This is a genomic window from Pedobacter sp. PF22-3 (assembly GCF_026239555.1).
In the GTDB taxonomy this organism is placed as follows: domain Bacteria; phylum Bacteroidota; class Bacteroidia; order Sphingobacteriales; family Sphingobacteriaceae; genus Pedobacter.
Window position 1 is genome coordinate 99647 of the sequence record NZ_JAPIVP010000005.1, and the last position, 24304, is coordinate 123950.

The following is a 24304-nucleotide window of genomic DNA, read 5'->3' on the forward strand; positions in this document are numbered from 1 at the left end:
CAAATACTTTTATTTAGGCTTTTTAACTGTAATTTTAACACGAAATAAACATTTAATTGTTACGTTTAAGCAATTAATCATTTTAACGACTATATGCAAATACCAAAAATTAAGATCCCCAAAAAATATTTAAAAATCGGAGCCTGGTTTTTAGGTGTTTTTTTCGTCGTTTGTATTGCTCTAGGGGCCGTAGCCTATAGCAAAAGGGAAGCACTTCTTAAAAGAATGGTGGCTAAAGCAATTGCCAAAGCCGATAAAGATTATGATTTGGAGGTTAAAATCGGATCAGCCGACTTTACCGGACTCAGCACCGTTAAAATGACCCATATTTCTGTCGTTCCTAAAGAACGTGATACACTTTCAAATATTAATGAGCTGAGTATTAGCGTTAAACTTTTGCCATTAATATTCGGTAATGTAAAACTTTCAGAAGTAAAACTGAAAGAAGGTTATGTTAGCATTGTGCTAAAAGATTCGACTACAAATATCGATTTCATCTTAAAACGGAAGAAAAAAGACAGCACGCAAAACAATCAAAAAGCCAATTTATCAGAAATAGCCAGCAATATTTTAAATCAGGTGCTATATAAAATTCCTGATGATATGGATGTAAAAAACATGGTTTTTAAGCTAAACGATCATGATACGGCCAAATTGAGTTTTGCAACCAATGCCATAATTGATGGAGGCGACTTAAAATCAACCATTGATGTAAATAATAACGAAGCTACCTGGCATATTAACGGTTATGTTAATCCAGGGAGCAAAAAGTTGAACTTTTTAGCCTATGCAGATGGAAAAAAGCTGGAACTGCCTTACCTCAACAGTAAATTGCATGCAAAGCTTAGCTTCGACACCTTACAGACCGAATTAAAAAATGCCAAATACAGTGGTGATGATTACAAGATATCTGGCTCATGGTCAGTTAAAAATATGTTGATCAATCAGCCGCGTATTGCATCAAACGATATTATTGTACAAAGCGCAAAACTGGATGCCGATATTTTAGTTGGGCCTAATTACATTGCGTTAGACAGTAGCTCCACAGCCTATTTAAAAAATGCACAAATCCATCCGTTTGTTAAATATACTTTAGGAAAAAACAAAATATATGAGCTAAAGCTAAATGCTGAAGAACAGGATGCGCAAGCGGTTTTAGATGCATTTCCACAGGGTTTGTTTGAATCGCTGGAAGGATTAAAAGTACAAGGCAAGGTTAAATACAGCCTTAATTTTTACCTGGATACCAAAGTGCCGGATAGTGTACGCTTCAACTCCACGCTCACACCGGTTAATTTTAAAATTTTGCAATGGGGCAAAACCAACTTACAAAAAATCAACAGTACTTTTATCTACACCCCATACGAGTACGGCAAACCGATGCGTGATATTACCATTGGCCCATCGAACTCAAATTTCACGCCATTATCAGCCATTTCAAAGAATTTTATCAATGCCGTTTTAACTGCAGAAGATCCTTCTTTTTTTACGCACAATGGTTTTGTTGAAGAATCTATCCGCAAATCCATCGCTGTAAATTTTAAGGAAAAGAAATTTAAACGCGGTGGCAGTACCATCAGCATGCAGCTGGTTAAAAATGTGTATTTGAGTCGGCAAAAAACTTTGGCCCGTAAAGCCGAAGAGATTTTAATTGTTTGGCTTATCGAACATAACCACCTGATCAGTAAACAGCGGATGTTGGAGGTATATTTCAATATCATGGAGCTGGGACAGAACATTTACGGAATAGGGGAAGCATCAAGGTACTATTTTGGAAAACAACCAGCAGATTTAACCATTGGCGAAGGGCTATTTCTTGCCAGTATTGTGCCTAAACCAAAAGCTTCGATGTATAAATTTATGGCAGATGGTAGCCTCAAACCCTACATGTTTAATTATTTCAGGTTTATGGGTAATATTATGGCCAGAAAAGGTTTAACACCTGGCGACACTTCTGGTTATGGCTTTTATAATGTTCGCTTAAGAGAAGGACTGCGTCGTTACTTAGCACCAGATACTGCTGTGGTTGATACCGCTGCTTTTGACGATGATGGGGATGGATTACCAGTTGTAATTGTACACGACAAAAATAAAAGTTTTTTCGAACGCCTTTTCGGTGGCAGTCCTAAAAAAGATACGACAACCAATAAACAGATGACCACGCCAGCCGATACCACTAAAACCAAAAAGCAATTGAGGCAGGAGCGAAGAGAAGAACGGAGACGCCAAAAGGAACTGGAAAAGAGCTTGCAACAATAACCGATTATCAGTTGGCAGTTCACAGTTTTTAGTTAACCTAAACATTAACCATTTTTAAGCGGCATGCACAAAATAAAAGTAGAGGATAAAGAGTTCGAGATATTTTTAGAAAATGATACTTTAAACAAAAGGATTCGTTTGCTGGGTATCCAGATGAATGTAGATTATGAGGATAGATGCCCGTTATTTATCGGTGTGCTAAATGGTAGCTTCCTGTTTATGGCTGATTTGATCAAAGAGATTAATGTACCATGCGAAGTTGCTTTTATGCGTGTAGCTTCTTATGAAGGAACATCAAGTTCGGGGAATGTGAAAGAACTGATCGGATTGCCAGATCACATCGAAGGTAGAGATATCGTCATCGTAGAAGATATTGTTGATACAGGATTAACTTTAACGCATATTTTAAAAACGATAAATGAAAAAAATCCAGCTTCAGTTAAAGTAGCTTCTCTTTTACTTAAACCGAGTGCTTTAAAACATGAAATTAAAGCGCTAGAATACGTTGGTTTTGAAATACCTAATGAGTTTGTGGTGGGTTATGGCCTGGATTATAATGGCCTTGGCAGAAACCTGACTGATATTTACAGAGCAACGGGCGCATAATTTTTAGATTGGATTAATTTATTTTTCGCACCTTTGCCCAATAATTTCTAAAACAATGACCATACATAAAGAAGGCTATACCACCATTGCCATAAGCCTATTATTTATCTTCGTAATCAACGCCGTAGTGGATTATAAATACCATGACATTACTTGGTTGCGCTGGTTTATCTATATCTTTTCAGCGGCATTATTTATTATTGTATTGCAGTTTTTTCGGAATCCAAGCCGCAGCTTTTCTTCAGGCGATAACCTCGTTATCTGCCCTGCAGATGGTAAAGTAGTGGTAATTGAAGAAACGGAAGAAGGCGAATATTTTAAAGATAAACGTTTACAGGTTTCGATTTTTATGTCGCCCGTAAATGTTCACATCAACCGTAACCCGATTTCAGGAGTGGTAAAGTTCTTTAAATATCACCCAGGAAAATATCTGGCCGCGTGGAATCCAAAGTCATCTACTGAGAATGAGCGTACTACAACCGTTGTTGAACATAAAAATGGTACACCTGTATTGTTCCGTCAAATTGCAGGCGCATTAGCCCGTAGAATTGTATGGTATGTAAAAGAGGGCGATCAGGTGATACAAACTGAACAATTCGGTTTCATCAAATTCGGATCGAGAGTTGATGTTTTTCTTCCGGTAGGCACCAAGGTTAACGTAGAACTGAACCAGGTTGTGAAAGGCGGGATCACTACCTTGGCAACTTTAAGTTAAGGATATCATATTTCATAAAAAAGCCGGTTTAGTTAACGCTAATCCGGCTTTTTGTTTTCATTACTAATTTGATTAATGCGGTGGTCTATGAGGACGCACCCACCGGAACTGAAAGGATTTTGAAATACTGAAGAACCCACTTAAACCTGATAGCAACGGAAAGCCCGGATCCCGATTTTTCATCGGGAGAGGACTTGTAGTGTATAGCAGGAACAAACTTTGATCATTGCCACAGGCTTTGCTTTACAAAAAAAGCAACCTTTTTTCTTTATCCATTATACTTCTGTATGGCAATTTCCTTACTTTACGCAGTGGTTTGTCTAGACGTACACGGGATCAGCGCTAATCGGTAGCATCATTACCCACTTCTTCCTTAGCACCAGAGGACGCTGGCTTGTCGCTAATTAAACGCTGTGTAGGATAAGCAAAATCTGATTGGTTACGGACAACGATATCCATAATTTCGAGGTTGATTTCCTGCCTGATTTTTAGGAATTCAGCATAATTAAGTACGGTTACGAAATAGTTGATCTCTACATTCAGACCTGAATCGCCAAAGCTTTTAAAGGAGGCATTACCATCGTCGCTAGTGCCCTGATGATGATTGATATAATCCTGTATCTCGAAGATAATTTTTCTTAACGAATCTGAACTGGTTTCGTAGGTGAGTCCGATTACAAATGATACCTTACGTGAGTTTCGCAAGGAAAGATTTTCTAAAACCCCGTCTATCATGCCCCTATTGGGTAGGGTAGCCATGGTTTTTTCAGAAGTTCTGATCCTGGTACTCCTGAAGCCAACCTTTTCCACTGTACCTTCCACGCCATCAACCTTTACCAGATCGCCAACTGTAAAAGGTTTATCTAAAAAAATAGTAAATGAACCGATCAGATTTTCTAAACTCTCCTTAGCAGCCAAAGCAATGGCAATACCACCAATACCCAGTCCGGTAATCAGTGTCAATACATTAACCTCGAAAACAAAACCTAATAGGGTAAAAAAACCGATAAAGATCACGACCGTTTTAAACAGTTCTTTTAAGAAGGGCACCAATTGATCATCGGCTTTATTTTCAGTAAGCGATGCTTTATACAACAAAACGTGGCTAATGAAGTCGATTATTCTTAAGATAATCCAAAAAACAGATAAAATGATTCCAAACAAAAATATCCGGTCTATACAATCCCCAATGGTTACCGGGATCAACTCTTTAACCTTACCGATTAATTTACTATAATGGAATACAGCTACCTCTAACGGATGCTTTAACTGGTTGATAGAAAGGTAAAGCGTGGCTAACAGAATAAAAACCTCTATTGGTTTTACAAGTAGCGCAACAAAGGCATCGTTATGCGATTGATTGGAGAAATTTCTGAAAAGCTTAAAGAGCAACCTGCTCAATAGCTTGGAAAAAATATTTTTAAATACCAGACCTAAAAACAGAATTCCTCCGAAAAGGAAATAGGCTTTTACACTATTGCCCCAAAAAACCTGGTCGAAAAAAGCAGAATCTAACATTTAACAAAGGTATAAACAAAAAAACCTCCACGAAATTAATCGTGAAGGCTATATCATATAATAAAGAATATTATTTTCTCAATGATTTGATACGAGCAGCTTTACCAGTTAAAGCACGTAAATAGAACAATTTCGCTCTACGAACTTTACCATAGCTATTCACTTCAACTTTCTCGATATTTGGAGAACTAAAAGGGAAAATACGCTCAACACCAACGCCGTTGCTCATTTTACGAACCGTGAAAGTTTCGTTAGCACCTGCACTGTTACGTTGTATTACAACACCTTGGTAAATTTGGATACGTTCCTTATTACCTTCGCGAATTTTATAGTGTACGCTCACTGTATCGCCAGACTTGAACGCAGGAAAATCTTTTTTCGCGATGGCCTGCTCTTCAACAAATTTTACTAAATCCATGATTTTAAGCTATTAAATCGATATTTCATCCCGTGAAAATCGGATTGCAATATTAGGGATTATTTTCGAGAAAAAAAAACCTATTTTAATTTTTTCCACATTCTTTATGAATTCCACATTCGATTGTGTTAATTGCTTCTATTCCAAAAGATCAGGGCGGCGGGTTTTAGTCCGTTCTAAGGCCTGTTCGTGCCTCCATTCGTTCACTCTTGCCTCATGGCCACTCAATAAAACATCTGGCACTTTATGCCCACGCCAATCTGCTGGCCGGGTATAAACCGGTGCATCCAATAGCTCGCCCTGAAAACTATCAGACAGGGCCGAAGTCTCATCATTTAAAACCCCGGGGATTAAGCGCACTACAGCATCTACCACAATAGCAGCAGGCAGCTCTCCGCCGCTTAAAACATAGTCGCCAACAGATATCTCTCTCGTTACAAAAATATCCCGTATACGCTGATCTATGCCTTTGTAATGGCCGCACAGAATAATGATATTCTTTTTAATAGATAGCTCATTAGCCGTACTCTGGTTTAAAGTAACGCCATCTGGACTCATAAATATAATCTCATCATAATCCCTTTCTGCCTGCAGTTTTTCGATACAAGCTGCAAAAGGCTCAATACCCATTACCATACCACTGCCTCCGCCATACTGATAATCGTCTACACTTTTTTGTTTGTTAGTGGCATAATCCCTCAGGTTATGCACAACAATTTCGGCAATGCCCTTTTTTTGTGCACGCTGTAAAATTGAATGGGCAAAAGGGCTTTCTAATAAAGCGGGTAAAACTGTAATAATATCGAAACGCATAGTGCAAAGATAGCCTTTTGACCGTCAAATAATAAACAGAACATACTTGGAGCAATACGCATCTATTTCTGTTGGAAAAAAACTGAATAATATTTAGTTATACAAACACTATAACTGGAAAAAATATTTAACCTTTTTTAATTTTATCTACTTTATGCCATAATTCCTGCCATTCATAAGTTTCTTTTCCATCAACTTGTTTAGCACCATCCATTAAGCCAAGACATTTATTCCCGTCAGGTCCATCGATTTATATTTCAGTTTAAAAACTGCACTATTTAAAGGTTGGCTGATAGCATAATTTACACTTTCTTTCAGAGTACCTTCAATCTCCACCTCGATTTTAGCAGTTTGCCACACCACTATCCCTTGTTCAGTTACTTTAACTGCAGACAGTTGCCCATGGCATCAAATACTTTAAGGGTTTACAGAAAGGGCATCGGAAGAGCATCAGCCCGAGGAGGTAGAGTTACAAACTGCCATACACCAACAAAATCAGATAACGTTGCTTTCTCCTGGGCAATAATACAATTCGAGCTTAAGAAAAAAGGAGCCACAACAAGAAAGAATCTGAAGATTTTTGAATGTCGTGTTACAATGATTTCACTTTCACCATGTTTTCTTCCCATTTAAGTGTATCAGACCCAGATTTACCAGATACAACCCCGGAAAGCTTTACACTTTTAAGATCCTTTCCAAAAACATAATGATTGATGTACTGACGATCTTTTAGTGCATACTTTCGGTTAGGCAATTCATATGTGATATCAAGCAAATAGGCATCATTCCCTATAATTTTATAATTACCACTGTGTGTAATCACCTGGTTATCGCCCTCTTTATAACTATTGTAAAAATGACCATCTTCGGTATAAGTAATAAAAGATGCTGGCTCTTTAACATTTTGCCAAATCCCAACTAACGGTTTGTTAGCCTTGAAAGATAGTTTTTGTGTGGTGCAGGATTGAAACGAAGCAGCGATTAAAAGTACCGCAATAGCTTTAGAGCTTTTTTTGAACATAAAAGAATTAATTAGATACAACCAATATAAAAATTTAGATCTATATCATGATAATTAATTTTAATATGTCGGATGATTTATTTTTCCAGATACACATCCAGCAAACCTTCAGGTAAATTAAGGGTGATGATCTTTTCATCCTCATCGTATTCTACAATAAAATCTTCGTTTAGCGGAAACAGGACTTCCGTATCTTTATACATCACCGTAGCCACAAATTGCTGTGGATATTCGTTTACTTCCAGAATTTCGCCCAATTTGCCTAAAGTTTCATCTATCGCTAAATAACCTTTAAAATCGGTATAGAAAAATTCTCCTTCTTCGCGTTCGGGCATTTGCGAAAGGGGCAGGTACAATTTCTTCTTTAATAACGGCTGCACTTTATCAATATGATCAGCATCATCAAAATTGAAGTAGCCTGTTTTATTGGCCTGTAGTTTAGCCGAGGCTACAAAATATGGAACGAGTTTGCCATTCATATCAGCAAATATCACATCAAATTCGAGCTGTTCGTATTCATCAAATTCAAAAAATACCTGAACTTCTCCTTTTAAACCTCTCGTTTTGGTTACGTAACCGATGTAAAATGCTTCTTCGTGTTTCATTTCTACCCCTAAATCCCCTACAGGGGACTTGTTAACACCCCCCTTTAGGGGCAGGGGGTATTAATAAAAATAGCGTTCCGGAGATCGGAACGCTATTTCATGAGACAAAATAATTAAAACTATTCTGCGCCTTCTTCTTTAGGAGCTTCTTCAGTTGCCTCAGCTTCAACAGCTGGAGCTTCTTCTTCCACAACCTCTTCTGCAACTGGTGCATTTTTGGCTGCGATAGCTGCTGCTTTATCTTCTTTTTTCTTAGCTTCTGCTGCTAATGCTGCTTTACGTGCATCTGCTTTAGAAGTAGCTAAACCTTCTGTTTTACCAGAAATTTTACCCGCTTTAGCATCTAACCAAGCTGCAAATTTTTCATCTGCCTGTTCTTGAGTTAAAGCTCCTTTTTTAACACCACCTTCTAAGTGTTTTTTGTATAAAACACCTTTGTAAGAAAGGATAGCACGAGCAGTATCAGTTGGTTGTGCACCACTGTTAACCCAAGCTAAAGTTTTTTCGAAGTTAATTTCGATGGTAGCAGGATTGGTATTTGGGTTGTAAGAACCTAAACGCTCAATAAATTTACCATCACGTGGAGAGCGAGAATCTGCTACCACAACGTGGAAAAAAGGTTTTCCTTTTTTACCGAATCTTTGCAATCTGATTTTAGTTGCCATTTTCTTTTGTATTTATGTATTCAACATAGTTCCCGGAGCTTCATGCTGCGGGGCTGCAAAGATAACTAAAATCCTGGAAATTAAAAACATAGTTTAATTTCTTTGTTTTCAGGATATTTACACCAAAATACCTGCAGATACAAATGGAAAAAATTGCGATTGATATGGACGAGGTGATTGCCGATGCCGTTGGAAAATTTATTAAATTGTATAACCGGGACTTTAATGTTCCTTTAGACTTAAAGATTGACGCCGGGAATGAAATCTATCACCATGTTCCACAAGATGTGAATCAGAAATGGTTCGAATATATCAATGAGCCTGGCTTTTTTCGTGATCTTGACGTTATTGCTGATAGCCAACGCGTAATTAAGGCCCTACAACAGAAATATGATGTTTACATTGTTTCAGCAGCAATGGAGTTCCGTAACTCACTGGTGGATAAGTATGATTGGTTGGCCGAACATTTTTCTTTCATAGATTGGCAGCACATCATGTTCTGCGGAAATAAAATTGTGAATGTTGATATCATCATTGACGACCGCACTAAAAACTTTATAAATTTTACTGTCCGGCCTTTATTATTTACCTCGCCACATAATTTATTGGTTAAAGAGTATGAGCGCGTAAATAGCTGGGAAGAGGTAGCGGATTTGCTGCTATAACTCTTATCGAGGTCTGTAATTTTAGGCCTAAAGTGTAATTTTTATTGAGTTGCCGCATGTATGAAGATGTAACATTTCGTAAAAAATTTGCTCTAATCATAAAAAACTAAAACTATGTTAGTAACCACAACGCCTACAGTTGAGGGCAGAAAAATTATAAAATATATCGGTTTAGTAACCGGAGAAACCATTATTGGCGCAAATATTTTTAAAGATTTATTTGCAGGAATAACAGATATAGTAGGAGGCAGATCGAGTTCTTACGAACGTGTTTTAAGAGAGGGGAAAGATACTGCAGTTAACGAAATGCAACAATATGCGGCCGCACTTGGTGCAAATGCTATTGTTGGTGTTGACTTAGACTACGAAACAGTGGGCAGCGGCGGAAGCATGCTGATGGTAAGCGCCAATGGTACTGCGGTAATTTTAGCCGATTAAGAAATTTGCTTATTGCGAAAACTAAGCAAAAAATAAGAAAGTCTTTCCGGTGCGGGAAAGACTTTTCTTTTATACTTTATTTTTGTTTAAAACGAAAGAATGTCTATTAGCTTGAGCCATTTAGAACTTACCTTCTCCGCATTAATATGCTTGATAGCATGATCAAAAGGAGTAAAAACGATTTCCCGGTTAATCTGCCCCACCATTACACCACTTTCTCCTTGAATTAAACCTTCTACCGCAACTACGCCTAAGCGGCTGGCCAGCACACGGTCCATACAGGTTGGCTTGCCCCCGCGTTGAATATGCCCCAAAACGGAAACTTTAGTATCGTAATGTGGGTATTTTTCCTGCAAAATTTCGCCAACCTTAAATGCACCTCCTGTATCATCGCCTTCGGCAACAATAATAATTTTTGAGGATTTATCCTTACGGCTATGCTCTAATTTATGTAAAATATCATCAGCGTTCATGTTAGCCTCTGGAATCATAATGGCCTCTGCGCCCACACCAATTCCACTTCTTAAAGCAATTAATCCGGAGTCACGACCCATCACTTCGACAATAAAAAGCCTATCATGTGATTCGGCCGTATCCCTGATCCTGTCTACCGCATCAATAACGGTGTTGATGGCAGAGTCATAACCGATGGTAAAATCGGTACCTGCCAAATCATTATCTATGGTACCTGGCAAGCCCACAATAGGAAAATCGAACTCTTTAGAAAAAACATTGGCTCCTGTAAATGTTCCATCTCCTCCAATTACCACCAGGGCATCAATTCCGTTGGCTTTTAGGTTTTCGTAAGCAGTTTTCCTACCCTCAACTGTTTTGAATGCTTCACTACGGGCCGTTTTTAAAATAGTTCCGCCACGCTGAATAATATTCGCAACAGATTTGCGGTCCATAGGGATACAATCATTGTTGATTAATCCTTCATATCCACGGAGAAACCCCGTTACTTCAATATCATAATAAATAGAGCCCCTAACAACAGCTCTAATTGCAGCGTTCATGCCTGGCGAATCTCCACCAGAGGTTAAAACGCCAATGTTCTTGATCTTATTCATTTGTTTGTTTTTGGAAAGCTGCCTTTCCCTTGTCTAAAAATTTAATGTAGTTCTCAGGCTCATAATCTGCGCCCTGAGGTGGAACTAAAACATTTCCATCACCATCTACAATCACGTATTGAGGTTGAGAATTACTGTTAAAAGTTGCGGCCTGAAAGTCACTCCACTTCTTCCCAATCGTGTTTATTTTCTTCTTACTAAAAGTAGAAACATAATGCTCTTCTACAGGCAATTCTGTCTTGTCATCTACTACCAGTTCGGCCATTACAAAATCATTCTTTAATCTTTTTGCAACCTCCGGATTAGACCATACATTGTTTTCCATTTTACGGCAATTTACACAATTCCATCCAGTAAAATCAATTAAAACTGGCTTTCCTAATTCTTTTGATGCTTGTTTGGCCTGTTCGAAATCATAATAAGGATCAAATCCTTTAGGCGTTAATCTATGAAACAGCTCGGCATATTTTTTTTCGCCGATAGATGTTTTATTTCCTGTGCTGGCAGGTGAAGCAGTTAGATTATTCAAATCGAAATCCTGTGTTGCAGTTGGAGGTAAAAATGCACTGATTGATTTTAATGGTGCACCCCACATACCCGGAATCAAATAAATTACCCAGGCAAATACAATAATAGCCAAAAATGTTCTTGGTACTGACAAATATGGCAAATCACTATCGTGAGAAAATTTGATCTTCCCTAAAAGGTAAATTCCCATTAAAGCAAAAATAGCAATCCAAATGGCAAGGAAAACTTCTCTGTCCAATAAGTTTAGGTGGTATGCCAGATCCACATTTGATAAAAACTTAAATGCAAAGGCAAGTTCTATAAATCCTAAAACAACCTTTACACTGTTTAACCATCCCCCTGATTTTGGAAGAGATTTTAATAGTGATGGAAAAATAGCAAATAATGCAAACGGAATGGCCAAAGCAAAAGAAAACCCAAACATTCCTATTGCAGGGCCTAATCTATCTCCTTTTGATGCGGCATCCACCAGCAATGTTCCAATAAGCGGCCCCGTACATGAAAAGGACACCAGCGCCAAACTGAAGGCCATAAAAAAGATGCCCATTAAACCACCTTTATCAGATTTTGCATCAATCTTGTTTACAAAGGCACTTGGCAAAGTAATTTCGAACGCACCAAGAAAAGACGCACCAAAAACAACAAGCATCAAAAAGAAAAATACATTAAATATTCCATTTGTTGATAGCGCATTTAAAGCATCTGAGCCAAATGCTATGGTGACTAACATTCCTAATGCAACATAAATAATGATAATGGATACGCCGTAAATTAGTGCCTGGCCAATGGCTTTCCTTTTACTTCCGGCTTTTTTAGTAAAAAAACTAACGGTAAGTGGTAGCATAGGAAATATACAAGGCATTAAGATAGCTGCAAAGCCGAATAGTAAACCTTTTAGAAAAGTTTGCCATAACGTTAGTTTCTCAGCATCAACACTTTTTGATACTGGGGCGACAGATTTAACTGTATCTTTTTTTACGGTGTCTTTTACAACATTGTTCGCAGCACTGTCCTGTGCAGAACCTACCTCAGTAAAAACAATATCATCCGGGGGAGCGGTTGCTGTGGTATCTTGAGTTACCAAGGCGTAACTCTTAACGGCAGGCCAGGCAATAAACATGGTAGCCATTAACAACAATAATAAAACCTTTTTCATTTGTGTGTGTATTTGAAACCGTGAAATTAAGAATAATTTTAGAAACGATTTTTTTTAAACCACAACACCTTGTAGATTTTACTTTAAAAAGAAACAGTCCCAAAAATTCGGGACTGTTTGTAAATATTTTGAAGTCAATTATTTAACCGGAACACTAAATTCAACTTCTTCTGGCGGAAGACATTGCTTATCGTTACAAACCATGAATTCTACCACGCCTTTAACTGTTGTAGTTGCTTTATTTAGCTTAATTTTCTGTTGAAAAATTACTGATTTTTCAAAGTAACTCACATTCATTTTAAATGTGCTTTCATATTTAACAATGGCTTTAGGCTCAATTGTTTTACCTACCAAACTGAAATCTTTAGAAGGCGCAAAAGTAAAAGTGGTTTTTACTGGTCCTCCGTCTTTTACATTCTGAGAATAAATATGCCATCTATCATCAATTGTAGCCTTTAAATAAATTATAGCTTCAGTTTTACTTACTTTCTTTGCAGAATAAGCCCAAGTTACAGGTTTTTCAATTTGAGCAAATGCGCCAGCAATGGTAAAAAGTACCATCGAAAGCAACAGGGTGATTTTTTTCATTTTGTGTTTATTTTGTGTGTGTAAATTCAATTTCTTTAAAGTTAAAAACTTTTAACCCTTTTTCGGTATTAACGTTTAGTCTGCCATTATCTTCAACGCCTACAATAGTTCCTTCAAAAATCTCGCCGTTATGTTTATATAAAGCAGAAACCTGATAGTTATACAACCGCTCAAGGTAATCATTTTGTAAAATACTATATTTTCCTCCCCTCAAAATTAAGTAGTATTTTTCCATAAATATGAATATTTTCTCCATAATATCCATTAAAGGCACATCTATTTGTAAAATTTGAATGACGGAGGTAGCACGCTCACTTATACTTTCAGAAAATTCTGATTGATTTACATTTACGCCAATGCCAATTACTGATGATTTAAAAGAATTGCCTGTCAGTGTATTTTCGATTAATATCCCGCCTAATTTCTTATTATGGTAATACATATCATTGGGCCATTTTACCTTTATCCCCTCCGGCACAAAACAAGCCAAGGCATCACTAACAGCCAAACTAACGGCAATATTTAAATAAAACTGCTTATCAAGTGGCAAAAAAGAAGGCTTTAAATAAATACTTGTACTAATGTTTTTCCCTGCTTGAGTTTGCCAAACACTTTCCTGCTGCCCTCTTCCGGCAAACTGATGGTCTGCCATAATTACAGTCCCTTCTGCTAATGGCTCGGATTTTGACGCCAAATTTTTTAAAAAGTTATTAGTAGAATCAACTTCTTTTAATTTGATTAAATTTTGACCAACAAATAGTGTCGAAAAAGTGTTATTTTGCAAGTGTTGAATTTATAATATTGTAATTCCAAAATTAAAGCATTTTAATGGTAAAAAAGAAAATAGTAGCCCTTTCTACATATCTTTCTGAGTTGGCCGTTCACGGCATACAGGAAAAAAAAGGAGAAGATATCGTGCGGTTAGATCTTAGAAATATTCACACTTCAGTAGCTGATTACTTTATTATCGCAAGTGCCAACTCTGGCACCCAGGTAAAAGCTATTGCAGATAGTGTAGAAAAAGAAATATATAAAGCCACTCAGGCAGACCCAAGACATAAGGAGGGTTTCGAATCAGCAGATTGGATAATTCTTGATTATTTCGATGTGGTTGTGCACATTTTTAAAACGGAAAAGCGCCACTTTTATGGCATAGAAGAACTTTGGGGTGATGCAGAAAGCACAAATTATCAGAGCGCATAACCTAATAGAACCATTTTGACAAAGACAAATGAACGACAATCAAAATACCAACGAAAAACAGGGAAGAAGGATTCCAAACATCCCTAAAAAACCACAAAAAGGATCAAAATTTAATATTTTCTGGGTGTATGCGGCCATTATTATAGCCATTATTGCAGCACAATTTTTATTTACTACCGACGGGGGTAAAGAAGTAACCTACCAAAAGTTTGAGCAACAGATGTTACTTAAAGGTGACGTTCAAAAAGTTGTTGCCTACAAATCAGACGATTTAGTGCGCGTAGAGGTTTATATCAAAAAGGATAGTTTAGAGAAAAAGAAACTTTACGATGCTTACAAGAGCACGAGCACTTTTAATGTAAATAATGCCTCCAGCCCTATTGTGTTTTTCAATGCCGGAACGATGGATGGGCTGGATAAACAACTTGCAGATTCTCAAAAAGATCTTCCAGCTAACCAGCCAAGGATACTGGCAGAAAAAACCAGCCGCAGCAATCCGTTGGCAAGTTGGTTTTTAAGTATCATTTTACCGGTACTGCTTTTAATCGGTTTCTGGATTTTTATGATGCGCAGAATGGGCGGCGGCGCTGGTGGCGGCGGTCAGATTTTCAGTATCGGAAAATCAAAAGCGACTTTATTTGATAAAGAAAGCCAGGTAAACATTACTTTCAACGATGTTGCAGGTTTAGAAGAAGCAAAAACAGAGGTAATGGAAATTGTAGATTTCCTTAAAAACCCAAAAAAATATACTGATTTGGGTGGAAAAATCCCTAAAGGTGCTTTATTGGTAGGTTCGCCGGGTACCGGTAAAACCCTATTGGCAAAAGCGGTTGCAGGTGAAGCACAGGTTCCTTTCTTCTCTCTATCTGGTTCTGACTTTGTAGAGATGTTTGTTGGAGTTGGTGCATCACGTGTTCGCGACTTGTTTAAACAAGCAAAAGATAAATCGCCTTGCATTATCTTCATTGATGAGATTGATGCTATTGGCCGTGCCCGTGGTAAAAACGGTGTAATGGGTGGAAATGACGAACGTGAAAATACACTAAATCAGCTTTTAGTTGAGATGGATGGTTTTGGCACCAATACACATGTTATTATCCTGGCTGCTACCAACCGTGCTGATGTTTTAGATAAAGCTTTATTAAGAGCAGGTAGATTTGACAGACAGATTTATGTTGATTTACCAGATGTTATTGAACGTAAACAGATTTTTGAGGTTCACATCACTCCGCTTAAAAAATCAGAAGAGCTTGATACCGAATTTTTAGCTAAACAAACACCAGGATTCTCGGGTGCAGATATTGCTAACGTTTGTAATGAAGCCGCATTAATTGCAGCCCGTAAAAATAAATCGGCAGTAGATAAGCAAGATTTCTTAGATGCTGTAGATAGAATTGTAGGTGGTTTAGAAAAGAAAAATAAAATCATCACACCTGCCGAAAAACGCGCTATTGCTATTCATGAGGCTGGTCACGCCACAGTAAGCTGGTTATTGGAACATGCAGCGCCTTTAGTTAAGGTTACCATTGTTCCACGCGGACAGAGCTTAGGTGCGGCCTGGTATTTGCCTGAAGAACGTTTAATTGTCCGTCCTCACCAAATGCTCGACGAAATGTGTGCAACTATGGGCGGTAGGGCAGCTGAAAAAGTGATGTTCGATACCATTTCTACAGGCGCATTGAGCGATTTAGAAAAAGTGAATAAACAAGCCAGGGCAATGGTGACCATTTACGGCTTGAACGAAAAATTAGGAAACATTACTTATTATGATTCATCTGGTCAGAATGAGTATAATTTCTCTAAACCATATTCAGAGGATACCGCTTTAACTATTGATAAAGAAATATCGGCATTAATTGAAGGCCAATACCAGAGAGCGATCCAGTTATTGGAAGAAAATAAAGATAAACTGATCCAGTTGGCCGATATCCTAATCGAAAAAGAAGTTTTGTTTAAAGACGATTTAGAAGTGATTTTCGGAAAACGTTTATTCGAAAGTCAAGGTGAAAGCGGAACACCAGGACATATTACGCCAGTTGAGGCTTAAATAAATAATTTCTATTATTACATTTGCTACCCTAGTTTAATCATTAGGGTAGCTTTTTTTTATAATGAAGGATAATACGACAGCGAAAGAACAAATACTGAAAAAGATAAGGAAAGCACTGTTAGAGAAGCGCGAAAACCCCTATCCTAATTTAGAAGAAAGCCCATTGTATAAAAAAAATACAGATGAGCTTGAAATATTATTTGCTGAACAGCTTACGGCTATATCCGGCAACTTTATTTTCTGCGAAGACGGGATTGATTTTTTTGAAAATATGCTGCAGCTGGCCGATAAGTTTAAATGGCGGAAAATATACTGCTGGGAACCAGAACTTCAGCAGTTTTTAAGCAAATACGAATTTCCTTTTTACCAGACCGATAAAGATTTTGAACAAGCTGAAGTAGGTATTACATTATGCGAAGCCTTAATTGCCCGTAATGGAAGCGTAATGGTAACTAACCAGGGCGCTGCAGGGAGAAGGCTCAGCATCTTTCCACACCATCACATTGTGATCGCCAAAACCAGTCAGTTAGTTTTAGATCTTAAAGATGCTTTTTTGTTATTGAAAAATAAGTATGGCAATCAGCTCCCATCCATGATCAGCAATATTACAGGACCGAGCAGAACCGCCGATATCGAAAAAACATTGGTTTTAGGTGCACATGGACCTAAAGAACTGTTTGTATTTTTGATTGACGATTTTAGTTGATTGCAGTATCAATTATTTGAGTGTATATGCTCCCAAAATTGGACAACCATTTGCCGTTTTACAATGGAATTCACTTAATCTCTCTAAAGGTTCAATACCTGTTTTGGTCCCGTTAAAAAATTCATCATAATAGCCATTACTGCTATATACAGCATGCGGGGCATTGTATAAAACAAGATTTGAGTACTTTTTAATATTGCTAATGCTAAGATCATTAACAATAGCCTTCTGCAAACCCAACATATTCTGTATTTCTGAGGCATCTTGCCCTTTGTTAAGTTTATCCACTCCTCGGTAAAAATACTTTGCATCATATCCCATTTCCAATTGTTTAGCCCTGCACATTACAGCAAAACAAAATGCCGCGTAATCACTAATTTTTTTTGAAATAGCATCAGTTTGACTTTTAATAAAAAAATGTTTTTTTGCGAAATTTAACCTATCAAAAGAAAGCACAATGGTTTTATCATCTCTTCTTTTAATGTAAACCATTTTTGCAGTCGAGTCTGTTTTCACTTCTTTAAAAACACCATTAATTCCAAAGATTCCGATTGATGCTTTTATGAGCGCAACTGAGGCACAGTTACCCCCACCGCCAAATTTGCTCAATATACCGGCAAAATGGACACGGTCTTGTTTAAATGCTGTATAAAGTTCTTGGGTGGTTACTTTCGTTATCTGGGCGCTAACATGGGTAAATCCAATAAATAAAACGATTATTGCGATCAGTTTTTTCATGATTCGAATTTGATTTATTTAATAAAGGTATTAGTTTAAAGTAAAATAATAACACGATATGGGTGATAAAATTTAGCCTATAATTATAGAATTCATTATTTACCCTGAAACCTTTTCACCACCAATTCACCTGTAGGATTTATGCAATATATGTCTTCATCATAGTTAGAATATCTTCTTGATAACACCGGTTTTAGCCCTTCATCTTCCAGTTTATGATGATCAAATGTTAAATAAAGCTCTACTCTGGAGCGGTCTTTATCCAAAGTGATGGTTTTTCTCGTTTTTACATTGTAAATATCTACTTCCTGAATTCGCCTGTAATTATAGCCCCAGCTAGAATCCTCTCCAAAATCCTTACTTCTGCCAATCACAAAATAATCATTCATTAGATGAAAGATGGTACTGATGCTCTTATCATTAAAAAGCCGTTTTCCTTTCAGGTCAACTAGATCTGCAACTTTTCTCGTTTTACCATTGGTTAAGGTGTTTTCTTCATTCAAAATCACAATTCCTATATTCTTAGGGAAATTATTTTTATTGTCGCCAAAAGCAGCGAAAGTGCTTTCATAATCCTTGCTTTTTAAAACCGTATCACCACTTTCGTTCAAAAAATAGTTTAAGTTTTTACCACTCATCGACATTGATCCTGGATAATCGGCAAAAAACAATATATCTTTTGTGGGTTTAGATGGTACTTTTTTTACGGGCACTTCAGTCTTTTTGCTTGCTGTTACAGGCATTTTTCCCATCGTTACGCGTACTTCGGTCACTTTATTTTTCTCTGCAGTCTCGGCCAGTTTCTTTTTAAAGTCTGCCTCCCTTTCAGCCTTAAGCTTTGCATTTCTGATTTTGCCTGCTTCATAGGCCGCTTTATCATCTGCTATCTTCTTTTTTCTGGCATCTTCATTCTCTTTTGCGCAAGCTGGACACATATTTTTGCCCTCCGAGTTATTCGAGCCTTTAGGGGCAAATCTGCAGTTATACCTTGCATATTCGCTTCTCGAAACATGTGATTGAGCATTTACCATTTGTACCAGAAACAGCAACAAAATAGTGATTAAGAAATTTTTCATTTTAAGTTCGTTTAATTTATTGTAAAAATACCCGAACAACCAAACGATTTATATACCCTTTACTCGGTATATTTAATATCTGCTTTATATACTATATTTATAAAATGTTGATTGCATCCGCTAATTCTCTCATCAATGGATAAAATTTTCTTCTTATTCCTATTTTTCCTAAACCCATTTCGTATATGCTTTGCCCAGCAGGGAAATCCTATTTTAATAGATACCGCCAAAAAGTTTAATATCAGTAGGCATGGTTATTTTTATGAGGACAGGAATTTAAACCTGAACATCGATTCTGTTATAAAATATAAGCAGGCCGGTAAACTCACCCCATTAACAGCAGGAAAGGTTTTTAGCAAGGGTTACACCCAATCTTATTACTGGGTTGTTTTTGATATAGAAAATAGTCTGGACCAAGCCGTACATCTGATGTTTAAGGAGCAAAGCTCAAGCATTAACCAGCTCCAGCTGTTTAAAGTAAATGAGCAGGGAGAGATTTATCCACTGGGCTTAACCGGCGATCATTTCCCTTTTAAACAACGTCCATATCGCAACAGAAGCTTTATCTATCCAATGGTTCTTTTACCCCATGAGAAAGCTACTTTTTATTTGTGGGCTGATAAACGCGGACAGAACATGTATATGCCAATGTCTATCGGCCGTGATGTGGATATTATTCAGGCAGAGATTCCACAGCACACTTTGTTTGGATTTTACACCGGTATTTTTGTTTTCGCGGTAATCTTTAACTTATTGATGTTTGCTTCGATAAGAGATAATATCCATCTATATTATGCCATTTACATCTTCTGCACCTTAATTTTTATACTGGAAGAAGAAGGATTGGCTTTTCAATGGTTTTACCCTAACTTGCCAGGCCTGCAAGATTATATGCGGTTAATTATGGCATCGCTAAGCTGTGGCTTATTAATCCAGGTAATGCAGCTGTTTGTGAATCAAAATAGCTCAAATAGTAAATTATACCGCTTTACAAACTATTATAAAAGATTCTGCTGGGCCATGTCCATTATTCCGGTATTTATGCTCTTTAAATCCTTTATTATTTTAGAAAAAACGGTTTTTTATATCAACAATTTTCTTGCGCTCCTTACCGTAATTATCATTATCATTTGTGTGATAGAAAGAATAAGATCCGGATACAAGTTGGGCTGGTATTATTTTATTGCAACCGTGATGCTGTTATTTGGCGTTTTTAATTACGTATTTAATACCTTGGGGCTTACCAATTTTAATTTGTTAAAGCCAAATGGTTTAGTGGTGGGTTTAACGGCCGAAATCATTTTTCTTTCATTTGCACTAACACAGCGTTATAACTTCCTTAAAAAAGAAAAAGAAATTTTACTGGAAGAAAAAAGCAGGCACCAGGTTGATCTGGCAGATGGGATTTTTAATGCACAGGAAGATGAAAGAACACGATTGGCCCGCGATTTACATGATGATCTGGGCGGTACACTATCGATTATAAAACTAAATATCACTGCGTTTCAGCACAAAGTTTTAAAACTTACTGAAAATGACCGCATATTTTATGATCAAACCATTGGCATGATCGAAAAGGCATGTGCAGACTTAAGGGAAATATCGCATAACCTGATGCCAAAAAACTTTGAACAACATGGTCTGATTGAAACATTAAATGAGCATTTTAAAACCCTTAACCATTCTGGTAAAATTGCATTTGAGTTCGTTTTTCAGGTAGAGCATCCTATTGATAGCGGAATGGAAATTACCATATACCGGATGGTTAACGAATTGGTCAATAACATCATCAGGCACTCTTTTGCCTCAAAGGCAACCATACAAATTTTATCATTTACAGAAAGAATTAGCATTATGGCCGAAGACAATGGCATTGGTTTCAATCCTGATATAGATAAAAAGGGTTTAGGCATGCAAAATATTCTATCGAGGGTAAATTACTTCAACGGTAAAATCCAGGTAGATAGTAATCAGAACGGCACAACTACAACTATTGATATTCCACTAAACTAATGGACAAGATTCAACAGCGCCCCATAACCATTATGATTGCAGATGATCATAAACTATTCGCTGAAGGGCTATCTGCAATCCTTTCTGAACAATCTGCTTTTAAGGTAATTGGAATGGCCGCAAATGGGAAAGAAATTTTGCACCTGCTTAATCACCAGCTGCCAGATGTTTTAATCCTCGATTTAAATATGCCCATTCTAGATGGTGAAATGGCCGCAGAAAAGGTGGGTCAGTTATTTCCTTCGGTAAAAATAATGGTATTATCAATGTATTATACAACCAAATTATCTGCTAAACTCGAGAATATCGGCGTAAAAGCTTTTATCCAGAAAGATACCAACGCAGAAACCCTATTTAAAATCATAACCGGCATACAGCGGGGAGAAAAATATTTCCAAAAAGCAAAATCTGATCCGCCTGCTTCATCTGTATTTAACGATGGTGATCATTTTCAAAAAAGCCACAACCTAACAGCGAGAGAAATGGAAATCCTTAAATTGATCAGCGAAGACTATTCTTCACAGCAGATTGCCCAAAAATTATTTATAGCTTTAAACACAGTTGATACCCACCGTAAAAATATGGCACAAAAGCTAAACGTGACGGGAAAAGCAGGATTATTAAAGTTTGCCCTTGAAAATAAGCTGCGCTAAAATTAAATTTATTTTCGAATATCGAATATAATTGATATTTTTATACTACATACCGTTTTGGTATGCGGTATTATAATTATGAGCAAAGCAATAAATACGGTAATTACCGGTACTGGGAGTTATATTCCACAAAATATTATTTCCGGTAATGAATTCTTAAACTCAACATTTTTTGAGAATGGAAATCTATTAGAGAAGGAGAATTCAGAGATCATTGATAAATTCTCTGAAATTACAGAGATCGTGGAGCGTCGTTACGCCTGTCCTGATCAGCTAAGCAATCACATTGGCGCAAAAGCCGCAGAAAAAGCAATTGAAAATGCAGGTATAGATAAAGAAACCTTAGACTATATTATTTTCTGTCATAATTTTGGCGATATCCCTTTAGGTAGTAACCGTACAGATATTTTACCATCTTTAGCTTCAAAGGTAAAGCAACAACTAGGCATTCAAAATCCAGATTGCGTTGCCTACGACATTATTTTTGGTTGCCCAGGATGGGTTCAAGGTGCAATACAGGCAGATTACTACATTAAAAGCGGAGATGCAAAACGGGTTATGGTTATTGGTGCAGAAACCTTAAGCCGAATTATCGATCCGCATGACCGTGATAGTATGATCTTTTCGGATGGTGCCGGAGCTGTAATTTTCGAGGGAGAAGAATCAGCGGAAAAAAGAGGAATCCTAGCACATAAAACAGAAACGCATGCCGTAAACTATGGCAATTTATTAACCATGGGCAAGAGTGCTCATCCTGATGAAGCCAATGGAAACCTCTACTTAAAAATGAACGGACGTAAACTATATGAGTTTGCAGTAGTTCAGGTACCGCAGGTAATTAAAAAAGCTATAGACAAAGCAGGCTTAAGTGTTGATGACGTAAACATTGTATTTGTGCACCAGGCCAATGGCAAAATGGATACCGCTATTATGAAACGTCTGTTTAAACTTTACGGAAAAGATACGGTGCCAGAAAACTTAGTTCCGATGACGATTTCGTGGTTAGGAAACAGTTCTGTTGCCACAGTACCAACCTTGCTTGACCTTGTATTAAAAGGAGAGGTTAAAGGCTATAACGTGAAAGCTGGCGATGTAGCGGTATTTGCTTCAGTAGGAGCAGGTATGCACATTAATGCTTTTATACACCGCTTCTAATTGGCTAACCGTTTTAACCCGGCCCTGGCCTGGTTTTCAATACTGCTTTCAAACTCATGATTTTTCATGGCAATGGCAGTATTGAAAGCCTCTTTTGCTTTTGCTAGGTTTTTCCTTCTTTCATAAATCTTACCCATCTGCACCGCAGCATTTGCCGCAAAATAATACTTCAGGTTTTTCCCGTCATTAATTGTTTCCTGATAAGCCGCTAATGCTTGATCGTCTTTCCCTAAATCATCATAAATTCTACCTAAACGGTAATTTAGCTCTATTCTATCTTTATCGTTAGTGTAATCCATTGCCTTCTTACCATCAATTATCTGTAAGGCCCTGCTTAAATAACCACCATCAAACAGCAGTCTGGCTTTTAAAAGGTCAACGGTTGGTATTTCTGCGACAGCTTCAGCCTTGGCTTGTTTATCCTTCTCCATATAGGTATAGCCATTTTTAACTGCCTTTGCAACAAAGGCCGTATATGTCGCTTTATCTCCTTTCAGAAGAGCGATCCAGCCCAAATGAAGGTAAGCGTCCTTTACAAAGTTTACACCCTTCGTAGTTTGTAAAAACCGGTTAAAATAAGTGCCAGCATTGAGGTCAAGTTTATTTAAATGTGCAATTCCTTCCAGATAGTCCAGGTAAGGAAAAGGCTGATAAACGCCGCCCTCTGGTCGCTTGGCTAAAATAGAAATGGCTTGTTCACTATGCCCGTTTTTTATGCATACATAACTTTGCAAATAACTTTTTAGTAAACTGGTATCGGCAATTCTCTCGGTATACTTCATTGTTTTCGCATATGCCAGCGGGCTATGTGCCACATCAGTTAATACATAAGCGTAATAAAATACCACTTCTTCGTAAAAAGGTTCATAAGATGACTTTGGCAGGTTATCAGCCAACTTTTCGAACATATTTAATCCGCTCTGCAGGTTTCCTTTAATACCGAAGGTTGAAAGCGCTGTTTTTAAAGCACCGTCGGGAAGATTACCTAACACGGCATTAATCAAACCCAGTCCTTTTAAGTTCAGATGAAAATTTGGAAACTTCTTATTATTATCCTGCAAAAGGCTGTTCGCTCTTTTAACTTCCATAGCCGCGTTAAAATACTCTCCGAAACGGCCACGAATGAGCGCCCATTGCAAATTAATTTCCGCCTGCGCATAGAGGTAGTATGGCGAATTTTTATCATCATCGCTTATTTGATCCAAACGTTTAGATTTATTTCCTTTTAAACGGTCAAAATCAGCCTTGCTCTCTGAAGTTAAAACTGTAAAATAATCTACATAATTTTCCAGAAGCGGAATAATGGAATTATTGGGATGCTGTTTCTTTTCTGTAGAGATATAAGCCCTTGCATTCCCCAACTTCAGTTCGAATATACTTTTATAAGCATTTAAGCAGTTGTTATTGAAATCGAAGTTTGCAAGTGAAAACAAAGGAGAGAGGAGCAGGGCAGACGTTATATACAAACGGAAGCTTTTATTCATTAGGGATTCTATTTCGGTTTTGTTCTATGCTGCCACGACAGCTTCACATTTAAACAAATATTTACATTAAACGCTAAAATCATATTCTTGTTTTGTGTAAGCGCAGAAATTGACCAAAACAAAAAACGTCCCGATTAAATCGGGACGTTCAAATAATCTTA

At 37.4% G+C, this 24304-nt stretch carries 24 protein-coding genes; 11 read left to right on the forward strand and 13 right to left on the reverse strand.

The genetic code is table 11. The features are described 5' to 3' along the window. Positions 1-93: 93 nt before the first annotated feature. The 3 genes from OQX63_RS08665 (at position 94) to OQX63_RS08675 (ending at position 3580) form a co-directional block, all read left to right on the forward strand. On the forward strand, positions 94-2259 hold the full coding sequence (locus tag OQX63_RS08665) for a biosynthetic peptidoglycan transglycosylase (RefSeq protein WP_265850490.1): 2166 nt from the start codon (positions 94-96) through the stop codon (positions 2257-2259). 63 nt (positions 2260-2322) lie between these two features. After that, positions 2323-2865 carry a hypoxanthine phosphoribosyltransferase gene (gene hpt, locus OQX63_RS08670; RefSeq protein WP_265850491.1) on the forward strand — a complete coding sequence of 181 codons (543 nt, stop codon included), beginning with the start codon at positions 2323-2325 and terminating at the stop codon, positions 2863-2865. A gap of 55 nt (positions 2866-2920) precedes the next feature. Further along, complete coding sequence (locus tag OQX63_RS08675; RefSeq protein ID WP_265850492.1) at positions 2921-3580, forward strand: phosphatidylserine decarboxylase family protein; 660 nt, start codon at positions 2921-2923, stop codon at positions 3578-3580. A gap of 342 nt (positions 3581-3922) precedes the next feature. On the opposite strand, the gene OQX63_RS08680 is transcribed toward OQX63_RS08675, so the two are convergent. The 6 genes from OQX63_RS08680 to OQX63_RS08705 form a co-directional block, all read right to left on the reverse strand. Beyond that, positions 3923-5098 (reverse strand): mechanosensitive ion channel family protein, encoded by a 1176-nt coding sequence (locus OQX63_RS08680; protein ID WP_265850493.1) that lies wholly within the window; start codon positions 5096-5098, stop codon positions 3923-3925. Between the two features lie 70 nt (positions 5099-5168). Next, positions 5169-5516 (reverse strand): 50S ribosomal protein L19, encoded by a 348-nt coding sequence (gene rplS, locus OQX63_RS08685; RefSeq protein WP_029274890.1) that lies wholly within the window; start codon positions 5514-5516, stop codon positions 5169-5171. Between the two features lie 138 nt (positions 5517-5654). Further along, entirely contained in the window at positions 5655-6329 is a 675-nt protein-coding gene (trmD, locus tag OQX63_RS08690) for a tRNA (guanosine(37)-N1)-methyltransferase TrmD (RefSeq protein WP_265850494.1), read from the reverse strand. 592 nt (positions 6330-6921) lie between these two features. Then, positions 6922-7350 carry a hypothetical protein gene (locus tag OQX63_RS08695; protein ID WP_265850495.1) on the reverse strand — a complete coding sequence of 143 codons (429 nt, stop codon included), beginning with the start codon at positions 7348-7350 and terminating at the stop codon, positions 6922-6924. 77 nt (positions 7351-7427) lie between these two features. Beyond that, complete coding sequence (gene rimM / locus OQX63_RS08700) at positions 7428-7955, reverse strand: ribosome maturation factor RimM (protein WP_265850496.1); 528 nt, start codon at positions 7953-7955, stop codon at positions 7428-7430. A 119-nt stretch (positions 7956-8074) separates the two neighbouring features. Beyond that, positions 8075-8620 (reverse strand): 30S ribosomal protein S16, encoded by a 546-nt coding sequence (locus tag OQX63_RS08705; RefSeq protein ID WP_090497473.1) that lies wholly within the window; start codon positions 8618-8620, stop codon positions 8075-8077. A 143-nt stretch (positions 8621-8763) separates the two neighbouring features. Here OQX63_RS08705 and OQX63_RS08710 point away from each other — a divergent pair, with 143 nt between their 5' ends. Both OQX63_RS08710 and OQX63_RS08715 read left to right on the forward strand, forming a co-directional pair. Then, positions 8764-9285, forward strand: a complete 522-nt coding sequence (locus OQX63_RS08710) for a 5' nucleotidase, NT5C type (RefSeq protein WP_265850497.1) — start codon at positions 8764-8766, stop codon at positions 9283-9285. Positions 9286-9399: 114 nt separating this feature from the next. Then, positions 9400-9723 carry a heavy metal-binding domain-containing protein gene (locus OQX63_RS08715; protein ID WP_090497467.1) on the forward strand — a complete coding sequence of 108 codons (324 nt, stop codon included), beginning with the start codon at positions 9400-9402 and terminating at the stop codon, positions 9721-9723. 86 nt (positions 9724-9809) lie between these two features. Here OQX63_RS08715 and pfkA read toward each other — a convergent pair whose 3' ends face one another. From pfkA to OQX63_RS08735, 4 genes are all read right to left on the reverse strand, one after another. Continuing rightward, positions 9810-10793 (reverse strand): 6-phosphofructokinase, encoded by a 984-nt coding sequence (pfkA, locus tag OQX63_RS08720; protein ID WP_265850498.1) that lies wholly within the window; start codon positions 10791-10793, stop codon positions 9810-9812. Continuing rightward, the gene (locus tag OQX63_RS08725) at positions 10786-12477 is read right to left on the reverse strand and encodes a protein-disulfide reductase DsbD family protein (protein WP_265850499.1); all 1692 of its coding nucleotides are present in this window, start codon (positions 12475-12477) and stop codon (positions 10786-10788) included. Before OQX63_RS08725 ends, pfkA begins: the two co-directional genes overlap by 8 nt. A 138-nt stretch (positions 12478-12615) precedes the next feature. Next, positions 12616-13065: a protein-disulfide reductase DsbD domain-containing protein gene (locus tag OQX63_RS08730; RefSeq protein WP_265850500.1), complete on the reverse strand. Its 450-nt coding sequence runs from the start codon at positions 13063-13065 to the stop codon at positions 12616-12618. Positions 13066-13072: 7 nt separating this feature from the next. Beyond that, positions 13073-13849 carry a biotin--[acetyl-CoA-carboxylase] ligase gene (locus tag OQX63_RS08735; protein ID WP_265850501.1) on the reverse strand — a complete coding sequence of 259 codons (777 nt, stop codon included), beginning with the start codon at positions 13847-13849 and terminating at the stop codon, positions 13073-13075. A 44-nt stretch (positions 13850-13893) separates the two neighbouring features. Between OQX63_RS08735 and rsfS the strand changes: the two genes are divergently transcribed. From rsfS to OQX63_RS08750, 3 genes are all read left to right on the forward strand, one after another. After that, on the forward strand, positions 13894-14268 hold the full coding sequence (gene rsfS, locus OQX63_RS08740; protein ID WP_057930976.1) for a ribosome silencing factor: 375 nt from the start codon (positions 13894-13896) through the stop codon (positions 14266-14268). 28 nt (positions 14269-14296) lie between these two features. Continuing rightward, on the forward strand, positions 14297-16315 hold the full coding sequence (gene ftsH / locus OQX63_RS08745; RefSeq protein ID WP_265850502.1) for an ATP-dependent zinc metalloprotease FtsH: 2019 nt from the start codon (positions 14297-14299) through the stop codon (positions 16313-16315). 64 nt (positions 16316-16379) lie between these two features. Next, positions 16380-17024: a LutC/YkgG family protein gene (locus tag OQX63_RS08750; protein ID WP_265850503.1), complete on the forward strand. Its 645-nt coding sequence runs from the start codon at positions 16380-16382 to the stop codon at positions 17022-17024. Between the two features lie 12 nt (positions 17025-17036). On the opposite strand, the gene OQX63_RS08755 is transcribed toward OQX63_RS08750, so the two are convergent. Then, entirely contained in the window at positions 17037-17762 is a 726-nt protein-coding gene (locus tag OQX63_RS08755; protein WP_265850504.1) for a hypothetical protein, read from the reverse strand. A gap of 95 nt (positions 17763-17857) precedes the next feature. Beyond that, entirely contained in the window at positions 17858-18838 is a 981-nt protein-coding gene (locus tag OQX63_RS08760) for a cell envelope integrity protein TolA (protein ID WP_265850505.1), read from the reverse strand. 135 nt (positions 18839-18973) lie between these two features. Between OQX63_RS08760 and OQX63_RS08765 the strand changes: the two genes are divergently transcribed. The 3 genes from OQX63_RS08765 (at position 18974) to OQX63_RS08775 (ending at position 22659) form a co-directional block, all read left to right on the forward strand. After that, a complete protein-coding gene (locus tag OQX63_RS08765; RefSeq protein WP_265850506.1) occupies positions 18974-20851 on the forward strand; it encodes a 7TM diverse intracellular signaling domain-containing protein in 1878 nt (625 codons plus the stop codon). Then, on the forward strand, positions 20851-21504 hold the full coding sequence (locus OQX63_RS08770; protein ID WP_265850507.1) for a response regulator: 654 nt from the start codon (positions 20851-20853) through the stop codon (positions 21502-21504). The genes OQX63_RS08765 and OQX63_RS08770 overlap by 1 nt, the downstream gene beginning before the upstream one ends. A 78-nt stretch (positions 21505-21582) precedes the next feature. After that, complete coding sequence (locus OQX63_RS08775) at positions 21583-22659, forward strand: 3-oxoacyl-ACP synthase III family protein (protein WP_265850508.1); 1077 nt, start codon at positions 21583-21585, stop codon at positions 22657-22659. On the opposite strand, the gene OQX63_RS08780 is transcribed toward OQX63_RS08775, so the two are convergent. After that, positions 22656-24143, reverse strand: a complete 1488-nt coding sequence (locus tag OQX63_RS08780) for a tetratricopeptide repeat protein (RefSeq protein ID WP_265850509.1) — start codon at positions 24141-24143, stop codon at positions 22656-22658. The two genes, OQX63_RS08775 and OQX63_RS08780, sit on opposite strands and share 4 nt — an antisense overlap. Between the last annotated feature and the right edge of the window lie 161 nt (positions 24144-24304).